This window comes from Moritella sp. Urea-trap-13 (assembly GCF_002836355.1).
Taxonomy (GTDB): domain Bacteria; phylum Pseudomonadota; class Gammaproteobacteria; order Enterobacterales; family Moritellaceae; genus Moritella.
This window is the reverse complement of the sequence record NZ_PJCA01000001.1, coordinates 20,429-42,154: the sequence shown is the minus strand read 5'-3', so window position 1 is coordinate 42,154 and position 21,726 is coordinate 20,429. Positions and strand designations below refer to the sequence as shown.

The window sequence follows — 21,726 nt, the reverse complement described above, 5'->3', positions numbered from 1 at the left end:
ATTTAATTAACCGGCGTATACCAGATCGGTGAGGTATAAGCGCGTTCGGTGGTGATCATCGGCACTTCCGCAGGCATTTTTAGGTTATAAAATTCAGCCTCGTAAGCGGTCCAGCGAGGGGTGGGGATTTCGATAACCCGAGCATAGTAGAAAGCACTTTGTTTGGCATCAAAATTTGGATCTTGCCAAACCGTGATGAGTTCCGGTTCGCCGATGGAATTAGTCCAGGTTGCACTGGCGATATCTACCGTGTTACCAACCGCAGGCAGTTTGCCTTTCGCGTCAGCTTTGCGATCATCAGACCAAACTACATCATAAACCTGTTCATGCAACGCGCCTTTGTTGTCCAACCAGCCCTTGATAATTTGAATACGATCAAGATTACCGCTGAGAGGATCTTTTAATGCCGCTACCAGGAACGTCGGTGCTTTTTTGCCTTTCGGTTGCGAGGTTAGATTAGCGCCCATCGGCACGCCTTTGGCATAACCGGCTCTGGCAGGTTGACGGTCGCTGGCGTCTTTTATATCAAAATCCCAACCACCAAAGAAGCGTACCACCATGCGACTGCCAGTGGTTGCATAGGTTTCTTTGCGTTGCATGGCGTCGAAGATAGAAGCGCGGGTATTTTCATTAGCCCATACCGCCGCCCAGCCTGATGCTACTGGCGCATAACCCTTGTATTCACCTTTAGCTACTTTAGCCATCGGATGTAAGTAGCGATCTTTGCTGGGCTCGCCGCCAGAATGTTTACCGAAAAAATTGTCTTCCTGAGCGGTTGCTAAACCAGTATGACTGTCGGTGGAACCGATCAAACCAAATTTGTAAGGGTTAGTACCGAACTTGTCCTCCAGTTGCAATCCGGTTTTCAATGCCGAACGCGCATATTCGCCTTTTAACATTGCTTTCTTTTTCAACGCACTGATATCGAGGTTACCTATATCCCAAGTTTCATAGTCGGCGAACTCATCATTGGTAGACAAGTAGGGATGGGTTTCACCGTCGCCTTTAATTTGGGTTACTTCATATAGCCGCTCTCGTTTGGCGCGGGTTTCGACGTATTCTTTGTCGAGTTCAATGCCTTTAAAGGTACTGGTTTCCGGAAACATAATACCGTTACTCAAATTACCATTATGGGCAATGGCTAACACTTGACCCGCCGTTTTTTCTTCGTAGCGATCCATCCAATGCCATAGATCTACCGGATCATTACTGCCTAATGGAGGGGTGGCGGTAAATGGCTCTAATAGTTTGGCGCGATCGGCATTATCTCGATACATTATTACGCGGTGTAAGTTATTACCTTTATCCAACGAGGTCCATTCGTAACCGATGAAAGCCGTAAAGTGACCGGGGTCGTTAGCATCTTCAGCAGCATCTATAATACCATCCCAGGTGTTGCGATAGAGGCTGGTACCTGGCACCGACATTAATTCTTCAGGGAATTTTCCCTGAGAAAAAAGACCAATAATATCCGCTGCTGCTTTAACCCCTTCCTGACCGCCAACTTTAATCATAGAATTCCATTCGCGGCCTTTTTCACTTGCCATTACAAAGGGGGCTCCGGACTGTAATTCAGGGTATAGCCCCATGTTGTCGGAGTGATCCGCCACCACTAAAAAATCCAACGGTCGCGATAACCTGACTGGCTGACCTGTTGATGAGGTCACTTCTTTACCTTTGGCAAAAAGATAAGCATCAGCTGGCAGTAGCGAGGCACCAAAAGTACCAGCGTCAAATGAAATTGCGGTATGTAAATGGGTATCGCCCCACAGCGGTCTATCCGGGAAGTTACGCTGTGCATAGGGTGAGTAGGTTGCTTTTTTACCTGCAGAGAACATCGATGAGGTGTCATCGCTGACAATACCGCCGCTGCCAGTTGAGTTAGCAATTGGGCTGAACGCAAGTGTGGTAAGAGCAATGGATGCAATGGTGGATTTTTTAAAGGTTGTAGGGATTCGCATAAGTTTTCCTGTTTATTTTGTCTAATCAGGGCTGCAATGGCTTGTTGTACTGCGATAGCGTTCCTCGCTGAGGTGGCGGTTTTTAACTTACTTATAGAGTGACGTAAGTGCGCAGCTTTGTCTGAGTGTAGTTGAGAATGTCACAATAATATTGCTGGGTAGACCTGAAATGGTCAAAAAATATAAAAACACGACGCAGTGCACGGCCGTACCCATTAAGGGTTGCTTACTTAAAAAGTAGGTGTAAGTTTATGACGTTAATAACAAAAGCTAATAATTTCATAACATGGATGACTATTTAATATGCTGATCTTCTTTATTTGTATTGCACTATTACTGCTCGCTTACAAGTTCTACAGTCCGTTTGTAGAACGTCAAGCGGGTATCGACCCACTAGCAAAAACACCGCAATCCCGCTTTGCAGATGGCGTGGACTATGTTCCTGTTCACCCAGTCAAAGCCTTCCTAATTCAATTTCTAAATATTGCCGGTGTGGGTCCAATTTTTGGTCCTATTTTGGGTGCCTTGTATGGTCCGATAGCATTAGTGTGGATCGTATTAGGTAATATTATTGGTGGCGCAGTTCATGATTATTATTCTGGTGTACTGAGTATTAAAGAAGACGGTAAAAGTTTACCTGAGATCGCTGGGCATTACTTTAATGTCTATTTCAAAGGGGTGATGCTGGTATTTACTGCCATGTTGTTATTCTTTGTTGGTGTGGTTTTTATTATGAGCCCAGCAGGTTTGCTAAGTAATTTAGAATATTTTGAAGGCACCTTTTTGGCGAATAATGTGTTTTGGGTATTAGTGATCTTAGGCTATTACTTCTTAGCAACTATGTTACCGATTGATAAAATCATTACTAAATTGTACCCAATATTTGGTTTGTTAATGATCGTGATGACAGTGTCTATGGCAGTGGCGTTAATATTTAGTGCACCGCAGTTACCTGAAATGGGTGATATCTTTGCTTATTTCGATCACAGTCATTACAACAATGATTTGTTAGAACCAAATCCAGATGGATTACCGGTTTGGCCGTTACTGTTTGTGACTATTACTTGTGGTGCAATTAGTGGTTTTCATTCAACGCAAGCACCGATCATGGCGCGTTGTTTAACTAATGAGAAATATGTTCGCCCTGTTTATTATGGCGCAATGATGTGTGAAGGTATTGTGGCTTGTGTATGGGCATTAGCGGGTATTGCGGCATTCCCTGGTGGTTATGTTGAGCTAAAAAGTATTCTTGATGCGGGTGGCCCTGGCTTAGTGGTTAACCAAGTGGCGACTACCTATCTTGGCGCTGCTGGTGGCATTATGGCTATTATCGCCGTGGCTATTTTCCCAATTACGTCGGGCGATACTGCTTTTCGTTCGCTGCGTTTAACCATTATTGATGCCTTCAAAATTCCACAAAGTATGCGTAACCGTTTATTAGTGGCAATACCAATCTTAGTGATTGCTTATTTCATGACTAAAATCGATTTCTCATTGATTTGGCGCTATTTCGCATTTTCAAACATGCTTCTTTCTACCAGCGTATTATGGTTAGCGACTAAGTACTTATTTGATCGCGGCACGTTCCATTGGATCGTGAGTTTACCCGCGGTTATCGGCACTAGTATTACGGTGTCTTACATCATGACTGCTGGCATTGGCCTTGGCTTACCGCAAGAAATGAGTCAGCCAGCGGGTATTGCGGTTGGTGTAATGGGGCTAATTGCCTTGATATTAGCACACCTTAAACGTAAACCTGTGGCAACTATTGAGTAGGGAAAAGAGTTGATAGAAATAGGCGGTAGGGGGATTATCCAGCCGCTTTCGATGCTAACTAAGCAATACTAAGGAAAATATTTTCTCGCGTATTCAGCTGATTTAATCAGTAACACTAACGATGGAATGACAATAACAAAACCGAGAGCAAAGATAATTTTATTGTTTTCTAAAAGTTCATAGGTTGAATAAAAAGTAATAAACAACAACACCGTAATATGTAGCTTGTGGAGTTTTGGATTGCTTATTGCAAATTTACAATATTTTCTAATCATATATCCCATCTTTTAATATTAAACACTTCATATCTGAGCTTATTATACATACATTGGTATGTGCTTAGGCGTATGTGTTCACATAAATGGTTAAATAAGCATTTGGGAGTAGAGTTTATATACTAATCTGTTATAGAAAATACTAGTTAATCAAAGGCAATGTTTTGGTTCGGTATTCTTCGTCTGTTTAAATTAGTATTATTAATAAAACAAAGCACTTTCAATTTTCGTCAACTAGTCTTGTTAAAAAACAAGGAGATGGTTGATGAAACCTTTAAGTAAAAAGCTAAGTTTAATTATGTGCGGTATGGTTGCGTCGGTGCAACCCGTGCTTGCTGAAACGGAAGGCAAAATCTATTTAAACCCTGCTATTGGTTATCATATGTTTGGTTCTAAATTGGGTGTTGAAGACAGTGAAGCGCTAGTGATTGGTGGTGAATATGTTATTAGCCCTAAGTTTGGTGCCGAAGTCAGTTACCTTTATGGTAGCTCTGACGCGAAAGATGTAAATCTAAGTGTCGATAATTCTCAATATACCCTCGATGGCCTCTATTACACACCTGAGGTCGGTAACTTTCAGCCCTTTCTAAATGCCGGTGTTGGTCATGGCACATTTGATGCTGGATCTGCTGATACCAAAGAAACCCAACTTAATCTAGGTCTCGGTAGTCGTTATCATTTTAACGAAAAGTGGTCAGCGCGATTGCAGGCCAAAATGATCAACAGTTTAGATGACGAGCGTTGGGATTCGTTGGTTACTGCTGGTATTAGCTATGCGTTTGGTGGCAAGAGTAAAGCGGCGCCTATCGTGGTATTACTTGATGGTGATGGCGACTCGGTCCTTGATGAACATGATCAATGTCCCAATACGCCCGATGGTGTCTATGTTGATGAAATGGGTTGCGCATTCGATCGCGATGGTGACGGGGTTCCTGATTACCTAGACCAATGCCCGGATAGTCCGTCACTGGATAATTTAGATGAGAATGGTTGTGCGATAGTCGTTGCCATGGAACAACCTGAATCGATTAAGTTAGAAGTTAAATTTGCTAATAATTCGGCTGAAATACCAGAAAGTGCTAAAAGTGAGATTAAAGCGGTTGCTGATTTGATGACGCAATTCCCAAATGCTAATGTTGAAATTGAAGGGCATTCGGATAGTAGCGGTGATGCGACTTACAATAAGACATTATCACAACGTCGTGCAGATGCAGTTCGCGATATTATAGTGAGTGATTATGGTGTTGATGCAGCTCGCGTGTCTGCTGTCGGTTATGGTCAGGAGCAACCGATTGCTAGTAATGATACCAAAGAAGGCCGTTTAGAAAATCGTCGTGTCATTGCGAATATCAGTTATAAATAGTGAGTAGAGTTAATGCTTATTAAGCCAGTTAATTGCCGTTATAAAGTTGCTAACTGGCTTTTTTGTTTCTTAAAATCGCTTCAACACTGGTGAGCTTGATACTGATTTTTACATCTAAAACACGATAGTTATAATAACATTATCTTTTTATGTCTATACCGTAACATAAATACTTTTATAGTTGTGTGATGATATAAAATCTCTTTAGTTCTTTATTTAATAAGGGAAATATTCATTTAAGAGTGTTATTTTTCAAAAGGATTTTGGGTGGCAATGTGATAAATAAAAAAAAGTTCCTAGTCATTGATGATTCAACTTTTAGCATATCTTTAATACGCTGGATACTTAACAGTGCCGGTGTTTCGAATGATTTTATTTATAGTACGACTGACAGCCTAAAAGCTATCCGTTTATTGTCTCAGCATCGCTATGATGTGGTTATTTGTGATTACAATATGAATCATCACATTGATGGCGCGCTTATTTTTGATGAAGTAAAACAGCGTAAGTTAATCGGACGTAATACCGTGTTTATTTGTGTTACTGGCGATAGTTCGGTTTCTGTAGTAACGCATTTCATTGAGTTAGAGCCTGATGATTATTTGCTTAAACCGTTTTGCTCAGAAGAGTTCATCCATAGGATCGAAGCGGTGCTAACTCGTAAAGCCATGATAGCTCCGCTACTATCGGCAATGGACAATCAAGATTATCAATTAGTTCTGAATTTATGTGAGGACTATCGCACCAGCCATACGCAGTATGTCAATTATGTAGATCGTATCTATGGTGATTGTTTATTACGTTTAAAGCGGCATGATGAAGCCTTGGCATTTTATCAAAAATCCTGCGAAGAAACTGGCTCCCTCTGGTCTGAAATAGGCTTAGGCCAAACCTACCAATCGTTAGGTGATTTGGATAATGCCGAAAATATTTTTAAAGACATATTAGCCAAGCACCCGCGTCAGCCTGTCGCTCGTCAAAATCTTGCTAGTTGTATGATGGTGAGAGATAAACTGCCAGATGCAATTCATGAATTTAACGTCGCGCATAAAGTTAATCCAGCAAATCCACATCGTGAACTTATACTTGCCAATTTATATACAGCGTTACAGCAACATGACAAAGCGGCGGCTGGCTTTCAACGCTTTACAGCCAAAGTTGAAGATACCAGCCGTTATAGTTACGGCGTAGCGATGAATACCTATGTATCACTTTTACTGGCTAGCTTGTATACCGAAGTAACTCAAGAACACGATGAATTACTGAGTCAGGCACAGTGTAAAATTAAGCATTTTAGTATTAAAGCGGAAGGGGATCGTATTGCTGAGTTTAATTTATTAATAGGGCTTGGGATCCTTGCTTATATCAATGGCGATATTAAAAGTGCATTGATCGTGGTACATAAAGTGAGCACTGCTGATAAACCAGTAGTCGACTTCTATACTGAATTGAATATTACAAGATTATATGGATTATGTGGTATTCCCGATTTGTATGAAAGGTCTGTGTTATGTGCTCAGGAACTGTGTAAAAACACAAATGATGATATTTTAATGTTAAGTCAAGTTAAGATGTTAGATGGTGCAAAAACTGAGATTCAACAACGTTTAGAAGAAGGCAAAAAATTAACCGAAAAAGCACTAGAGCAGCGTCAAGAAAATGCGGCTAATCAAGCTATAAGCTACGCTTATAAAGCTTTCCACCGGGTCCCATTTCATTATAATAATTGTCGTTTGATTATTGAGTTAACGGCTTTGGCAACCCCTTCTGAATCCCATACAGAAACCAGTATGCATGAACGTGAAAGTATTCTTAAATCGTGTGATTGGATCTATGAAAATGATAATCGTCCCACAGCAGAAGAAAAGCGCCGTACACGAGAACTGTTTAATTTAGCGATAGATAAGTTTCATACTAAAGTGTAATGACGATTAATCATTGTATTGGTTCGTTATCGGTTTTTCTTAAACAGGGTGAAAAACAGATGTGAATCAATGTTTATACTATTTTGTTTAGCTGATTTAGTGTTGACTGAATATCGGTATGGATCTTACGCTGTTCTCTTCTACTCTTAACGTATTATTGTCAAATAATTAACCGACCTGTGCTGGTGGTTATTGGCGGCTATATTAGAGCAGGAGTGTAAACGATGAACATTACTTTTCTTGGTGGTACGGAAACGGTTACAGGTTCAAAATACTTTGTGGAATCAGGCAATACTAAGATTTTAGTCGACTGCGGTCTGTACCAGGGTTACAAATGGTTACGAGAACGTAACCGTGAGCCGCTACCGTTAGATATTCAATCCCTCGATGCTATCGTGCTTACTCACGCTCATTTAGATCATTCTGGCTTTATTCCTGCGCTATATAAACAAGGCTACCGCGGACCTATTTATACACATGCTGCGACGATCAGTTTATGCAGTATTCTGTTGCCGGATAGCGGTAAGATCCAAGAGGAAGACGCGCGTTATTTTAATAAATATAAAATCAGTAAGCATGGCAAACCGGAACCCTTGTATGACAAGGCTACTGCTGAGGCAAGTTTAGTACTCTTCAAGGCTGTGCCGTTCGATCAGGCCTTTACCATTGGGAATATTACGGTGACATTACAAACTGCCGGTCATATCTTAGGGGCTGCGAGTGTGATCCTGCAGGTTGAAGGTAAACGCATCGGATTTTCTGGTGATGTGGGTCAGCCTAATGATGTCATCATGTATCCGCCTAAACCTTTACCAGATCTTGATCTGTTAATGCTTGAGTCTACCTATGGTAATCGCTTACACGGCGATGATGATCCGTATGAACAATTAGCCCAGGTGGTTAACGCCACGGCGAAAAAGGGTGGCACATTATTAATACCCAGTTTTGCAGTGGGGAGAACTGAGGCTATTCAGCATATGCTGGCAACCTTGATTGCGGAAGAGCGTATTCCTAAATTACCCATCTATCTCGATAGTCCCATGGCCATTAGTGTGTTTGATATCTACTGCGAATTTGATGAATTACACCGGTTAAACAGATCACAATGCCGTGATATGACCAACTTGGTTAAATTCACTCGTGATGTTGATGAATCAAAATTACTGCATGACATTGTTATGCCACATATTATTATTGCTGGTAGTGGCATGGCGACGGGGGGGCGTATTATTCATCACATGAAACGGCTGATTGGCGATCATCGCACCACGGTATTGTTTATTGGTTATGTCAGTGGCGGCACGCGTGGTGCGAAAATGCTGGCTGGTTGTGAACGGGTAAAAATTCATGGTGAATGGTTACCGATAAAAGCTGATATTGAGGTATTAGATGGTTTATCTGGTCATGGTGATTACGTCGATTTAACCAATTGGCTGCAAGCGTCAAAGCTGACTAAAAATACGCGCATCCAATTAGTGCATGGTGATCCCGATGCCAGTGAAGCGATGCGAGATCATTTACGTCAACATACTAAATTTGATGTTGAAGTCGCCAGTTACCATAAAATATTACGGCTTTAACTGGTTATTTCGGTTTTGGATAATTAATACTAACGTATTCAGGCTCTTCAACACCAGCGTCTTGATTTAATACCCGTGTAAGCGCGAAGTAATAGTTCGTTAAGGCATTTGTAAAGCGGGGCAGGGTTTCCGGGATTTTCTTGCCTGCTTTATCAACCAATACTAATTGGCGCACGACCTTCTTACTTAAACTGCGACATTGATGTAATTGGATCACCGGGCCTGTACCTCTTGGCAGTACAAAGCGTTTTGCATTATCAGTGACTTGGGCTTTAAAGTAATTAAGATCTGTTAATAGATCTTGTATGTCGTCTTCAAATATTCCGCATTTACCTCGAATCGAACCATTCAAATTAAAAATCTTTGGCTGTAAACGTTCCAGTGATGCACGTACTTCAGTGTTGGTTACTTGCGATAACGCTAAGCCAGTATAAGTACATAACTCATCGGTTAAGATCTCAAAATCACAAAGTGGGCTGTCTTCAAAGATGAAAGGATAGCAAAGCTCATCTATGTTGCCCGACGCTTTTAATGTCATCACGTTACCATTTAATTAGAATTATAATTCGCTACTTTAACATGCTTGGTGATTTATTGGAGATAGGCGATTGAATCTGCTTTTCTTTATTGGCTCTCGGTAGCATATCTATTTAGAGCAAAGTACAATGCCCCCATCTTCGGAATACGGTGAAAATCCGTAACGGGCGCGCCACTGTGTGGTGTCACTAGCTGCATTGGCAGGGCTAAGTACACTGAGTCAGATACGAAGAGCACGATTTACATGCGGTAAATCGTTTCAATTTGTACGCGATTTACAGGAGTTACCATGCCTTGGGCTAGTTTTAAGCATATTTTCTATACGCTAATTTTATTTATTTCATTTCCATCTTTGGCGAATACCAGCTATCCATTAACAGTGCTCGATGGATTAGGTCATGCCATTGTCATTGAAAAACAACCACAACGAATTTCATCAAAAACGTTATTTAGCGATGCGGTGTTATTAGATCTGGTTGATGAAACGGCATTATCGAGCTTAACCGATCTGGCTATCAACCCCAATTATTCACTGATTATTGACCGTTTACCTGAAAGCATGCCGCTATTGGGGCTAAATATTGAAATGATTATCGCTAATCGCCCAGACATTGTGTTTGCGGCGAACTGGAGTGATCCTGCAAAACTCAGTATTTTAGAAAATGTGGGTATTACCGTGTTTCGTTTACAAGCGCCTAAAAATATCGATGAGATTGAAACTGAGATATTACGGGTTGGTATGATCGTGAATAAAAGTGATGAAGCACAACAAATTATCTCGACGATGCGGTTACGTTTAAAAGCAGATATTATTCCTGCTAAACATCAATTTACTGGCATGGATTACAACCCTTGGGGAACCTCCAGTGGCAGAGATTCTTCGTGGAATGGTCTGTTAGAACAAGCTAATGTGGTTAATATAATTAAAGACTATACGACAGATAAATACGGACAGGTGCCTATTTCTAAAGAAATGATCATCACGTTAAATCCAGAGGTATTGTTTATACCGGCGTGGGTATATGGCGATGAGAATACCGCCGAGCAATTTAAGCTACAAGTCTTATCTGATCCTTCGTTACAATCGGTTAGTGCGATTAAAAATAACCGTATTTATCAAGTCCCCCATGCGCTGCGCGGTGTATATAGCCAGTATTATGTCGATGCGATCCGTTTTATTAATCATTCAGTGTATAAGAAATAAAGATGCCTTTTTATCGATTTACTTCAATACAAATACTGTGTTCTGTGTTGCTATTTATAGGGCTGTTTTTACTGTATCTGAGCTTAGGTGCTATCCATATTCCTATTCGAGATATTTTAGATTTGTTTAAAACCTATCTTGTCGGTGGCAGCGAATTAGCACTAGCAGAACAACCGTTAGCATCTGCGGTTGTGCTGCACATCCGTTTACCGCGAGCTTGTGCGGCTATTTTCGCTGGTGGAGCGTTAGCACTTGCTGGTGCTTGCACGCAAGGGTTATTCAAAAACCCATTGGCGAGTCCGGATGTATTAGGTGTTAGTTCTGGTAGTAGTTTTGGCGCGGTACTGGCGATTGTAACTGGCTTAGCTGTGATGGACCCAATGTGGTTACCTATTTTTACAACCGTGGGTGCATTGGTTGCTGCTGGGTTAATTTATCTATTAGCCTCTCGTCATTCTTCCACCCAGATTTTGTTTCTTATTTTAACTGGCTTGGCATTATCCAGTTTGTTAGGAGGGGCTAGAATGGGCTTGTTGTTAATGGCACAGCAATATGAAATGAGCCAGTTTGTATTTTGGGCGATGGGGGGATTAGATGGTAGAACCTGGTCACAGTTGATGTGGCCAGCACCTGTTATCACTGTTGTGGCGGTGTTATTGTTACGAGAAAGTCGCTCGTTAAATCTTTTAGCCTTGGGAGAAGAAAGTGCTCATGGCTTAGGCTTAAATGTAAAAAAAACGCGGTTTAAATTGTTGTTGTACGCGACCTTACTAACGGCTATGTCAATTGCTGTCGCCGGACCCATAGGTTTTATTGGTTTGATGGTACCGCATTTGGTGCGTTTAATCGTCGGGCCTACGCATGAGAAACTGCTGCCGTTTTCGGCGCTGTTTGGGGTTGTTTTTCTGCTTGCTTGCGATCTTCTCGGGCGCTGGATTATTGCTCCCAATGAACTGAAAGTTGGCATTATTACATCCTTCATTGGTGGTTGTTATTTTATAGCCTTAATTATTCGCTTTCAGCGTAAAGGCAGCTTTGTATGAATACTACATTATTGAGTGTTTCCAAGTTAAGTTATAAAGCCGGAGACAAAACTTTATTAAGCGATATCTCACTATCTATTCAACCAGGTGAGCTGGTGGGCATTATTGGCCCTAATGGCGCTGGTAAAAGTACCTTAATGAAATGCTTAAGTGGCTTTCAAAGATACAGCGGTGGCGAGGTATTAATAAAAGGCCTGTCATTAACTCAGTTATCAGATATAGACCGAGCTCGTGATGTTAGTTATTTACCACAGTACAGTGAAATTGCCTTTCCATTTAGTGTGATGGAAACTGTGGCTTTTGGTTTTCATGTACAGCAACAAACACAACCTATGTCAGCAAAAATAATTGCCGCGCAATCCATTGACGCACTTACGTTAGTTGGTATCGGTCATTTAAAAGACCGTTCTATTACCGCATTATCGGGTGGTGAGAAACAGTTGGTACATTTTGCGCGTTTATTAGTGCAAGGTGCGCCGTTGATGCTACTTGATGAACCGACGGCAAGTCTGGATATTGGCCATGAATCACAACTGATGAATGTGTTATATCAACAATGCCAGCAAGGTAAGTCGGCATTAGTGGCTATCCATAATTTAAATACCGCGGCAGAATTTTGTGACCGTCTTATTTTAGTGGATAAAGGGATGATCATCGCGGAAGGAAAACCGAGTGATGTTTTGACAAAAGCCAACATCCATCGTTTGTATCAAGACTTTGTTATCGTGTCTCAGCATGCGGAAACTGGAAACACCATCGTCTCGCCGTATAGGAAGTAATGTGATCGTTAGGTCAAATTGATCAAATGTTAGCTTATATTGTTACTTTAACGTGATGTGATGCTGCTATTTGTATTTGTTTTATATATAATAAATACCAAGTGTCTCCTTAGCTCAGCTGGATAGAGCGGCTCCCTCCTAAGGAGCAGGCCACAGGTTCGAATCCTGTAGGGGACACCATATTTAACCGCAACAACTCTTATCGGCAACCCCCACTGGTCATCCCTTTACCTTATCACCTCTTAGCTGCCATTTTTTACCTTATCACATGGTCAAGCGCGGATTGTAATGCTTGCTCCCTCGATGTGCAGTGATTGTTACTTGGGATCAAATTCAATACGTTCAACTTCTCTAATTGCTCACGCGTGTCGATATTCGGGCATAACAATAACACCTCACAGTTAGCGTCTAATGCATCTTTTATGGCATTCTCTAGTGCCAATCCTACGGTCACATCTATCATAGGCACATCACTTAAATCTAATATCATCACTTGATAATTGGCAATACTGGCATGCTGGCGCGATATCGCTTTTGATACGCTAAATATCATCGGTCCTGATAAGTAGAAAAATAATACTTTGCCATTGGCTTTATCCAATATGACACGCTCAGTTTCGGTCAGCGGCACATCGTTATCAGTATCGCTAATGGCTTTAACTTGTCGTGCTTGCGCTCGACTTAATTGCTCAATAATGATGATGTTGGAAATAAAGACCCCTAGGCCAACAGCAACAATCAAATCGACAAACACGGTGAGGAACATCACGCCGTACATGATAGCCATACCTTGGATACTGACCTTGTGCGCCCGTTGAATGAAGCTCCAATCTAAAATATTAAACCCCACATACACCGCAATACCTGCTAATACCGCCATTGGGATTGGTTCTGTTAATCCACCTGCGATTAATACCACCAGTGCTAACACCAGAGCTCGAACCATACCTGACAGTGGTGAATGAGCGCCAACTTGTATGTTGGTTACTGTGCCCATCGTTGCACCTGCACCTGGTAGCGCGCCGAATAAACCTGAAATCATATTGGCAATGCCTTGGCCGCGCAGTTCTTTATCTGAATCATGTTCTTTACGTGTTAACGAGTCACCAATGACTGCGGTTAACAAGGTATCAATACAACCTAAGGTACCAAGTACTAAGGCATCGATAACCATAGTGGTGAACATTTCGGCATTAAAATGCGGTAATACTAATGACGGTAACCCTGCGGGGATTTCACCAATGCGGCGAATACTGTCGGTATCAAAAAGCAGTACTGACAACAGTGTTACGGCCACTAACGCGACCAGCTGAGCAGGCACATACTTGCGGTATTGTTTAGGGAAATAGAATAGTACCGCTAAAGTGAGTAAGCCTAAAAATAGCTCGCTGAAACTGACATTTGCTAAGGTATCCGGTAATGCTGATAAGGTACCGACGACACCACCAGACGGTGCTGCATGACCTAAGAGTGGTGATAATTGTAAGATGATTAGAATAACACCGATGCCAGACATAAAACCTGAGATGACACTGTAAGGCATTAATGTGACATATTTCCCCAGTTTTAAGGTGCCGAGTAATATTTGAAAGGCGCCAGCCATCATCACTACAGTGAAGGACATCGCCATGCCGGTTTCTGGGTATTTCGCCATCATGCTGGTGAGTACGGCTGTCATGATCACTGTCATTGGCCCAGTGGGTTCTGAAATTAACGTCGTCGAGCCACCAAAAAGCGCCGCAAAAAAGCCGACCATAATGGCGCCCCAAAGGCCAGCTTCTGCTCCTGCGCCAGAGGCAACACCAAAGGCTAATGCCAATGGCAGCGAGATGATAGCTGTGGTAACACCACCAAAAACATCACCTTTTAAATTGATATTTGCAAAACGATTTCCAAACAAAATCCAAATCTCCGTAGTAAAAACGCTATTCAAGGGGCTTATATTGGCATTACTTATCCAGGCTAAATTGCGCCATTTGCTGGCTAAGCATATTTTGGTTATCAGCAATAAAGTTGATATGACCTAATTTGCGCTTAGGTTTAACGCTTTTGTTGTACCAGTATAGCTTGGCATTTTCGGCTATCGCGGCAAAAGGCGGGCGCTCAGTACCGACAATATTCAGCATACCTGTGGGGGCTATTTGTGCGGTACTGCCGAGGCTGAGTCCAGCTAAGGCTCTGATATGATTTTCAAACTGGCAAGTAATACTGCCTAGTTGCGTCCAATGACCACTATTGTGTACACGAGGCGCTAGCTCATTAATCATCAGCTTATCGCCAATAACAAAACATTCCATTGCCATAATGCCGACATAATCTAATTTATTCAGCAAGCTTGCCATGTAGTACTGGGCTTGCAATCTCAGCTCAACAGTGATGTTCGCTGCAGGGGCCGTAGAGCGGATTAACATGCCTTGCACGTGTTCATTATCGGTAAGAGAGTAGTGCTCAATTTGACCATTTTGATGGCGAACAGAGATCAGCGATACTTCTTTATCAAAATCGACAAAGGCTTCAATGATGTAGTCTTTAATATCTAACGTATCAAACTGCTGGGCATCTTCGTGGTTTTTAATCAGCCATTGATTTTTGCCATCGTAGCCTTCGGTGCATGATTTCACCATCACAGGGTAGCCTAATGCCTGCACTGCTTGTTGCGCGCTAGTATTATAAAGATACGGTGATGTTGGTATGGCTAAACTGGTTAATAACTGTTTTTCTTCACCGCGATGTTGGCAGGCTCTTATCGCAGCAATACTCGGGTAAATGGCACAATAAGCCGTTAACGCTTTTAATAACTCGAGGTCGACTTGCTCTTTTTCAACGGTAATGCAATCAGGTTTTCCTAATGCTTGATACAACTGCTCAACGTCTTGGTCGTTATAACACTGGCTCGTTGCACATTTATTCGGTGCTGGTGTGATGATGCCTAAACCTGCCACACAGTCTTGGTTTTGGTTTAGATCGTCGTGAATAAAGCTAAATTTAATCCCTAAAGGTAATCCTGCTAGGGCCAACATACGCGACAGTTGGCCACAACCGACAATGGCTATACGCATTATTCTACCTCCCAACCGATACTTGCAGTTTGTTCCTTACGCCATGCTTTTACTTTGCTTTGTAATGCAGAGTTGTGGGTTGCCAGCATCTGAGCCGCTAATAAACCAGCATTAAAGGCACCGGCTTCACCGATGGCTTGAGTCGCGACTGCAACACCTTTAGGCATTTGCACAATAGATAACAAGCTATCCATGCCTTTTAACGCATTACTTTTTACCGGTACACCAATCACAGGTAGGCAAGTAAGCGCTGCTGTCATGCCGGGAAGATGCGCAGCGCCTCCTGCTCCAGCAATAATGACGCTGTAGTTTTCTTCGGCTGCTTGGGCAAACTCATACAATCTCTCTGGTGTGCGATGCGCTGACACCACCATGGCTTCAAACGGGATCTCAAATTGCTCAAGCACCTTAGCCGCGTGACGCATTACTGGCCAGTCTGATTTAGAACCCATGATGATAGCTACTTTATATTGTGTCATTGTTATTATCCTAATTATCTAACGTGTTATTACGATGAAGGTAAAAATAGCAATAAGTTGCAATAGATAAAAATAGATATTATCTATCTTAGCTATAGACTATTATCTATATGGTTATTTATTCTTAGTTGGCGTTAGCATCATGCCGTAGCACCGCAACATGTCGTAATATAGTAGGGAAGTTATTATGCAATCACGTATTCATGCTCATATTGGCACCATGAGGCAACTTGAGATCTTGTTGGCTGTGCATGATCAGGGCAGTATTAATGAGGCTGCTAAAGCGTTATTTTTAACCCAGCCGACCGTTTCAATTCAGATGCGTAAACTCAGCGATGCGATTGGCGAGCCCTTATATAAATTTGTAAACCGTCAGCTTATTTTTACCGATGTGGGTTTAGAGTTAGTGAAAACTGCGGTCGAAGTACTCGATAGTTTTGCGCGTTTAGACATGACATTAGGCAATATACGCAAGACTAAACCCGGTACCTTAAGGTTGGCCGTGGTGACCACGTCAAAGTATTTTATTCCTCATCTGCTGGGGCCTTTCTGCGAGCAGTTTCCTGATGTTGATATTCAATTAAATATTGGTAATCGGGAGAAAACCATTGAGCGGATGAAGCAGGGCGTCGATGATTTTTATGTTTTTAGTCATCCGCCACAGGATATTGATGCGCAAAGTCTGGAGTTTCTAGAGAACCCTTTGGTGGCGATTGCCCATCAAGATCATCCGCTCGGTAAGCTCAAATCAATTAGTTTAGCGGACTTGTGTGATGAACCTTTTTTAATGCGCGAAAAAGGATCAGGTACGCGATATGCGATTGAAGAATTATTTAAAAAGAATGGATTGAAACCGAATATAAAAATGACAATCGAAAGTAATGAAGCTATTAAGCATGCTGTTATGTCTAAATTAGGCATCACTATTATATCTGCTCACACGCTTACTTATGGTGGTCAAAGCGGATTAATACGTTTACCGGTTAAAGAGTTGCCGATAGATTCTCATTGGTTCTTTTTGTGGTTAACATCGAAACGTCCAACATTAATAGCCTCTGCTTTTTTAAAGCATATTGAGACCAATGGTAGAGAATTATTGCAGAATGAGCTGGATAGAAGTGCGTTGGATTAACTATTGATAATGGCTATTTTCTGAAGGCGTATCCCTTTGATACGAACAGTGTGTATCAAAGGGAGAGTACGGTTGTTCTTGTTAAAGCTATAGTTTTACTATCACATCTTCCATTGCTAAACGTGATTTTGGTGGTGCGATGTTGTAATCGTTTCCTGCATCACGGTAACCGATTGCGAGCGCCACATCAGTAACGTAACCATCTAATTCTACAGCAAATTCTTTGCTAACTAAATCGGTATCAATGCCTTCCATTGGTGTTGAATCAATATTCAAGCGTGCCAATGTGTGCATAGTATTGCCCAGCGCTAGATACGTCTGTGCTTTAGTCCAAGCCGATGTATCGCCATCTTCACCTGTGTTTAATTCAACAAAAGCAAACGCACCGAATGCACCTTCTTTTTCTTCCGGTTTAGTACGTTTATCTGTGATGCCTTTATCAATGACTGCCTCGTAGTTTTCGCGAGTATAAGCGGGGTTATGCGCAAAAATAATCGTGTGCGATGAAGTGAAGATATGCGGTTGGTTAAACTGAAATTTATTGGCAAAAGTATTGTGCATACGCTGTTTTGCTGCATCACTTTCGATAACAATAAACTTCCACGGTTGTGAGTTAATTGATGATGCAGATAAACGCATTGCTTCCATGATCACGGCAAGATCTTCTTGAGATACTTTTTTTGAAGCATCAAACTTTTTAGTTGTATAACGGTTGCTTAAATCTTTGATAATTTGGTGTGTCATAATAAAACCTTAATAAATTTGGGCATACAAGTAGTGATCATGTTTAATTGGGATTAATATTTTATGCGATTTTAGTGATTTCGTTTAACGTGAAATTCACTACAGCACCTTCAGTTGCTTGCACATACATAGTTAAATGTGGGCTGTTAAGGTGTTGTTCTAATAATGCTTTACTTGCCCAGTTCTCAATAAAAGTAAACTGCGCAGGATTACTATTATCTTGGTGCAAGTCGTATTGGATGCAACCTTCTTCAAGTCGGGTTGGTGCAATCAACTTCAATAATTCGGCTTTGACGAATTCAATCTTATCTGCTCTGGCTTCGATATTGGCAACAAGCGTTAATGGCATAGTCATATTCATCTACCTTTTATTCGTTGTTCACTTAGTGAGTGAGGACATTATCCCTGATTATTGCTATTCTTAAAAGATGGTAATACAACTAACAGTTTCAAAAAATATTTGATAATGAACATTCAAGACCTAACTCTTTTTGTGCGAACAGCGCAAACATGTAATATCACCGCATCCGCACTGCAGTTGGAAATGTCACCAGCAGCGGCGAGTGCAGCCTTAAAACGCCTAGAGAAACAGTTAGGTGTACAACTTTTTATTCGCTCGACACGTAAATTACGGATCACCGCGGAAGGTGAACGTTACTTATTGCACTGCACTGAGGCGTTAGCTGCGTTAGAGAAAGGCAAAGCGTCGTTAAATGAAATGCAGGGTAAAATTGCCGGTGAAATTCGTTTATCTGCGTCCTCTGATTTAGGCCGGAATATTGTCTTGCCTTGGCTTGATGAGGTGATGGATGCCTATCCTGAGTTATCTATACAGCTCAATGTTGGTGATAATTTAGCTGACTTTTATCATGACAAAGTAGATATGGCGCTGCGTTATGGCGAACCTGACGATTCATCGCTGGTGGCTTTTCTGATCGCCAAAATAGATCGGGTGGTCTGTGCATCACCAGCCTATTTAGCGAAATATGGTGAGCCGATGCATCCTCATGAATTATCACAACGTAACTGTTTACTCTATCGGTTTGGCGAGCGTGTTTATGATACTTGGCCATTTGCGGATAGTACGGGTAAATATAATGTCAAAGTGGCCGGTAATCGGTTAAGTAATGACGCCGATGTTGTGCACCGCTGGGTTGTTGCTGGCAAAGGCATTACCATGAAATCGCGCTTAGATATGGCCGTGGACTTGCGTTTGGGCAATGTGGTTGAATTACTGAGTGATTTTAATTCTTCACCGATTAATTTATGGTTAATTTGTCCTAACCGTACCCAAGTTACCCCGGCGATGTTGATGTTGCGCGATATGTTACGCAGCAAGTGTGAAGCGGCGTTAAGTTAGCGCTGTTTGGTGCTACATCTCGCTATAAAGGTATGCTAAAGTGATTTCATCTATATTTTGTTAATTATGCTGTATAACAAGGATTTTTATGACTATTGGTATTGGTGGTTCAACTGCTGAATTGGAATTAGCTAAACTGGCTGATATGACTGCAGATGTTAACGCAGTCTCGTTACAAGAATTTAATGATCGTATCGAAAGCGCACAAGTGATCATGCAGCGTGAAGGCATTAACGCTATTTATCTTAATGCAGGTACAAACTTGTATTATTTCACTGGTATGCGTTGGGGCGCGGGTGAACGACTGGTTGGCGCTATATTACCAGCTGTGGGTGATGTACAGTTTATAGCACCGCGTTTTGAACAAGATACCATTAATGAATTTATGGTTGTAAAAGGTCCGCTACATTGCTGGCATGAACATGAAAGCCCTGCGCAGTTATTTGGTGAGATCTTAGCGAAACTTGATATTACCGACGGTACTGTGGGTATCGATGAAGCAACAGCCTTCTTTATGTTTAATAACATTCGCCATGCCCATCCGCAGTTTGAATATATCGATGCCAAAGTAGTTACAGCAGGTTGCCGTCAGCAAAAATCAGACGCTGAAATTGCATTATTACAACGTGCAAAAGACATGACAATAGAAGTGCATAAAGCCGCTGCCCGTATCTTACGTTTAGATATTTGCACGACAGAAGTAGAAGAATTCATTCATCAAGCCCATAAAGCAGTGGGTGCGCCAAAAGGTTCTTATTTCTGCATCGTATTATTTGGTAAAGCTAGCTCGTTCCCACACGGCGTGAAAGACCCACAATTCTTAAAGCAAGACGACGTGGTATTGATTGATACCGGTTGTCAGCTACACGGTTATAACTCTGACATTACTCGTACTTATGTATTTGGTGAAGCCAGTGATGAAGTACGTGCGGCTTGGCTAAGTGAAAAAAATGCCCAGCAAGCAGCGTTTGATGCAGCGCAGATTAATGTCGCTTGTCAGGATGTTGATGCGGCGGCGCGGGTATCACTAGAAGCAGATGGTTTTGGACCGGGTTATGATTTACCGGGACTACCGCACCGTACAGGTCACGGTATTGGTTTAGATATTCATGAATGGCCATATTTAGTGGGTAACGATACCACGCCACTAGCGAAAGGTATGTGTTTCAGTAACGAACCTATGTTAGTTATTCCTGGTAAGTTTGGTATTCGTTTAGAAGATCATTTTTACATGACAGATGCAGGACCGCAGTGGTTTACCCAACCATCGCACTCGATTGATGACCCATTTGGTTATGAAGCTTAAAGTTGATTAGTTAGGCGCTGTAAGCTGTATTTTATTAGTGAAATATTAGCTATTACCGTGTTATAAAAAGAATAAAGCCCGCTAGATAACATCTAGCGGGCTTTTTTCATATTTGGCATTAGGTATTAACGGTTTTATCCAGAACTAAATATCTAGAGATTAATTCTCTTATCTAAAGTTAACTACTTGTTGTTAGCAACGTGTGTTGCAATCACATCCATCAATGTTGGAGATAGACAGTCGTAAGACTCAAGACCGAGTGCGTTCAACTGCTCTCTGATTGCGACCATGTCTTTCGGGTCAGTACCTGTTTCAATGATTGATGAAACAAATGCAGCGAACTCTGGTGCAGACCAACCTTTATCGCTAGACAGTTCTGTATGAACGAAGTCTAAACCAAAGAATGGGTGAGTTTGATCTTCAATGCGACCATACATGTGCACGCCACAATCTTTACACGCAAAGCGTTGGATCGTTGCTGTTGCGTCAACCACATTTAGTTTCTTAGCGTTGCTTGTTACGCTTAATTTATCTTTTGACACGACTGCAACTTGTGAGAATAAAGCATCTTTAGGTTTCCAGCATTTTGAACAACCACAAGCATGGTTATGTGCTGTTTGGCTGCCGATTTTCACAGTTACTTTATTACTGTTACAGTGGCACTGCAGAGTACCGCCATTAAAGTTACTTGCTGTTGGTGCGATACCGCCGTCCATTGCTGGGTGGATATTGATGTTACTTGCTGTGCAAAATGTACTTTTACATTTGTTTATAATTTTATTTATCATTTTTAATTCCAATTAGTTTGATGCAGGTGCGAATGATGCGTCAGCGTTTCTGTGTGCAGTGTAGATAGCTTCGCCATCACTTTCTGCATCAAAGATAACTGTTACGTCTGGTGAGAAAAGGATCACGTCGCCAACTTCTGCAATGTATTTATTACCTTCTTTGTCACGAACTATGATCGTTCCTTTGGTGATAACCTTGTATTCAACTGAATCATAAGCATATTCAAATTCAACACCTGGTTGCATTGCAAAATGACCAATCGTTAATGCGTTGCTATTGTTGGTGACGGCAACTTCTGCCATTTGGCTTTTTAGGCCTTCCACTTCAAGCAACTTGCTTAGATCATTTAATTTGAATGAACCTGATTTAAAAAGAAAAATACCCGGTTTGTTGGTTAATGTAGACATCTAATAT

19 protein-coding genes, 1 tRNA gene and 1 riboswitch are annotated in these 21,726 nt (G+C 41.6%); of the genes, 11 read left to right on the top strand and 9 right to left on the bottom strand.

The window, feature by feature from the left end; genetic code table 11:
* Positions 1-2: 2 nt before the first annotated feature.
* Entirely contained in the window at positions 3-1,961 is a 1,959-nt protein-coding gene (locus CXF93_RS00185; RefSeq protein WP_101060219.1) for a DUF3604 domain-containing protein, read from the bottom strand.
* Between the two features lie 303 nt (positions 1,962-2,264).
* Here CXF93_RS00185 and CXF93_RS00180 point away from each other — a divergent pair, with 303 nt between their 5' ends.
* The 4 genes from CXF93_RS00180 (at position 2,265) to CXF93_RS00160 (ending at position 8,880) form a co-directional block, all read left to right on the top strand.
* Positions 2,265-3,737: a carbon starvation protein A gene (locus CXF93_RS00180; protein ID WP_101060217.1), complete on the top strand. Its 1,473-nt coding sequence runs from the start codon at positions 2,265-2,267 to the stop codon at positions 3,735-3,737.
* Between the two features lie 540 nt (positions 3,738-4,277).
* Entirely contained in the window at positions 4,278-5,375 is a 1,098-nt protein-coding gene (locus CXF93_RS00170) for an OmpA family protein (protein WP_101060213.1), read from the top strand.
* Positions 5,376-5,650: 275 nt separating this feature from the next.
* Positions 5,651-7,300, top strand: coding sequence for a response regulator (locus CXF93_RS00165; RefSeq protein ID WP_232784038.1), 1,650 nt, complete (start codon positions 5,651-5,653; stop codon positions 7,298-7,300).
* Positions 7,301-7,524: 224 nt separating this feature from the next.
* Positions 7,525-8,880 carry an MBL fold metallo-hydrolase RNA specificity domain-containing protein gene (locus tag CXF93_RS00160; protein WP_101060211.1) on the top strand — a complete coding sequence of 452 codons (1,356 nt, stop codon included), beginning with the start codon at positions 7,525-7,527 and terminating at the stop codon, positions 8,878-8,880.
* A 4-nt stretch (positions 8,881-8,884) separates the two neighbouring features.
* Here CXF93_RS00160 and CXF93_RS00155 read toward each other — a convergent pair whose 3' ends face one another.
* Entirely contained in the window at positions 8,885-9,418 is a 534-nt protein-coding gene (locus tag CXF93_RS00155) for a cobalamin adenosyltransferase (RefSeq protein ID WP_101060209.1), read from the bottom strand.
* 141 nt (positions 9,419-9,559) lie between these two features.
* Positions 9,560-9,645: riboswitch (cobalamin riboswitch) on the top strand.
* Between the two features lie 61 nt (positions 9,646-9,706).
* On the opposite strand from CXF93_RS00155, the gene CXF93_RS00150 reads away from it, so the two are divergent.
* The 4 genes from CXF93_RS00150 to CXF93_RS00135 all read left to right on the top strand — a co-directional run bounded on the left by CXF93_RS00150 (position 9,707) and on the right by CXF93_RS00135 (position 12,623).
* Positions 9,707-10,621 (top strand): ABC transporter substrate-binding protein, encoded by a 915-nt coding sequence (locus tag CXF93_RS00150; RefSeq protein ID WP_101060207.1) that lies wholly within the window; start codon positions 9,707-9,709, stop codon positions 10,619-10,621.
* Positions 10,622-10,623: 2 nt separating this feature from the next.
* Entirely contained in the window at positions 10,624-11,664 is a 1,041-nt protein-coding gene (locus CXF93_RS00145; RefSeq protein ID WP_101060205.1) for an iron ABC transporter permease, read from the top strand.
* A complete protein-coding gene (locus tag CXF93_RS00140; protein WP_101060203.1) occupies positions 11,661-12,443 on the top strand; it encodes an ABC transporter ATP-binding protein in 783 nt (260 codons plus the stop codon). Before CXF93_RS00145 ends, CXF93_RS00140 begins: the two co-directional genes overlap by 4 nt.
* 103 nt (positions 12,444-12,546) lie before the next feature.
* Positions 12,547-12,623: transfer RNA gene (locus CXF93_RS00135), tRNA-Arg, on the top strand.
* Positions 12,624-12,699: 76 nt separating this feature from the next.
* Here CXF93_RS00135 and CXF93_RS00130 read toward each other — a convergent pair.
* The 3 genes from CXF93_RS00130 to purE are packed head-to-tail and all read right to left on the bottom strand — an operon-like array spanning position 12,700 to position 15,981.
* Positions 12,700-14,343, bottom strand: a complete 1,644-nt coding sequence (locus tag CXF93_RS00130) for a SulP family inorganic anion transporter (RefSeq protein WP_101060201.1) — start codon at positions 14,341-14,343, stop codon at positions 12,700-12,702.
* A gap of 49 nt (positions 14,344-14,392) precedes the next feature.
* A complete protein-coding gene (locus CXF93_RS00125; RefSeq protein WP_101060199.1) occupies positions 14,393-15,502 on the bottom strand; it encodes a 5-(carboxyamino)imidazole ribonucleotide synthase in 1,110 nt (369 codons plus the stop codon).
* On the bottom strand, positions 15,502-15,981 hold the full coding sequence (gene purE / locus CXF93_RS00120; protein ID WP_101060197.1) for a 5-(carboxyamino)imidazole ribonucleotide mutase: 480 nt from the start codon (positions 15,979-15,981) through the stop codon (positions 15,502-15,504). Before purE ends, CXF93_RS00125 begins: the two co-directional genes overlap by 1 nt.
* Before the next feature lie 187 nt (positions 15,982-16,168).
* Between purE and CXF93_RS00115 the strand changes: the two genes are divergently transcribed.
* The gene (locus CXF93_RS00115) at positions 16,169-17,113 is read left to right on the top strand and encodes a LysR family transcriptional regulator (protein ID WP_101060195.1); all 945 of its coding nucleotides are present in this window, start codon (positions 16,169-16,171) and stop codon (positions 17,111-17,113) included.
* Positions 17,114-17,200: 87 nt separating this feature from the next.
* Here CXF93_RS00115 and CXF93_RS00110 read toward each other — a convergent pair whose 3' ends face one another.
* Together CXF93_RS00110 and CXF93_RS00105 are read right to left on the bottom strand one after the other, a co-directional pair.
* Complete coding sequence (locus CXF93_RS00110) at positions 17,201-17,857, bottom strand: NAD(P)H-dependent oxidoreductase (protein WP_101060193.1); 657 nt, start codon at positions 17,855-17,857, stop codon at positions 17,201-17,203.
* 61 nt (positions 17,858-17,918) lie between these two features.
* Positions 17,919-18,212: a putative quinol monooxygenase gene (locus CXF93_RS00105; RefSeq protein WP_101060191.1), complete on the bottom strand. Its 294-nt coding sequence runs from the start codon at positions 18,210-18,212 to the stop codon at positions 17,919-17,921.
* A 111-nt stretch (positions 18,213-18,323) separates the two neighbouring features.
* Between CXF93_RS00105 and CXF93_RS00100 the strand changes: the two genes are divergently transcribed.
* Together CXF93_RS00100 and CXF93_RS00095 are read left to right on the top strand one after the other, a co-directional pair.
* Positions 18,324-19,217: a LysR family transcriptional regulator gene (locus tag CXF93_RS00100; protein ID WP_101060189.1), complete on the top strand. Its 894-nt coding sequence runs from the start codon at positions 18,324-18,326 to the stop codon at positions 19,215-19,217.
* A gap of 88 nt (positions 19,218-19,305) precedes the next feature.
* Positions 19,306-20,523 (top strand): Xaa-Pro peptidase family protein, encoded by a 1,218-nt coding sequence (locus CXF93_RS00095; RefSeq protein WP_101060187.1) that lies wholly within the window; start codon positions 19,306-19,308, stop codon positions 20,521-20,523.
* Positions 20,524-20,705: 182 nt separating this feature from the next.
* On the opposite strand, the gene gfa is transcribed toward CXF93_RS00095, so the two are convergent.
* Positions 20,706-21,311: an S-(hydroxymethyl)glutathione synthase gene (gene gfa, locus CXF93_RS00090; RefSeq protein ID WP_101060185.1), complete on the bottom strand. Its 606-nt coding sequence runs from the start codon at positions 21,309-21,311 to the stop codon at positions 20,706-20,708.
* Between the two features lie 12 nt (positions 21,312-21,323).
* Positions 21,324-21,719 carry a hypothetical protein gene (locus CXF93_RS00085; RefSeq protein WP_101060183.1) on the bottom strand — a complete coding sequence of 132 codons (396 nt, stop codon included), beginning with the start codon at positions 21,717-21,719 and terminating at the stop codon, positions 21,324-21,326.
* Between the last annotated feature and the right edge of the window lie 7 nt (positions 21,720-21,726).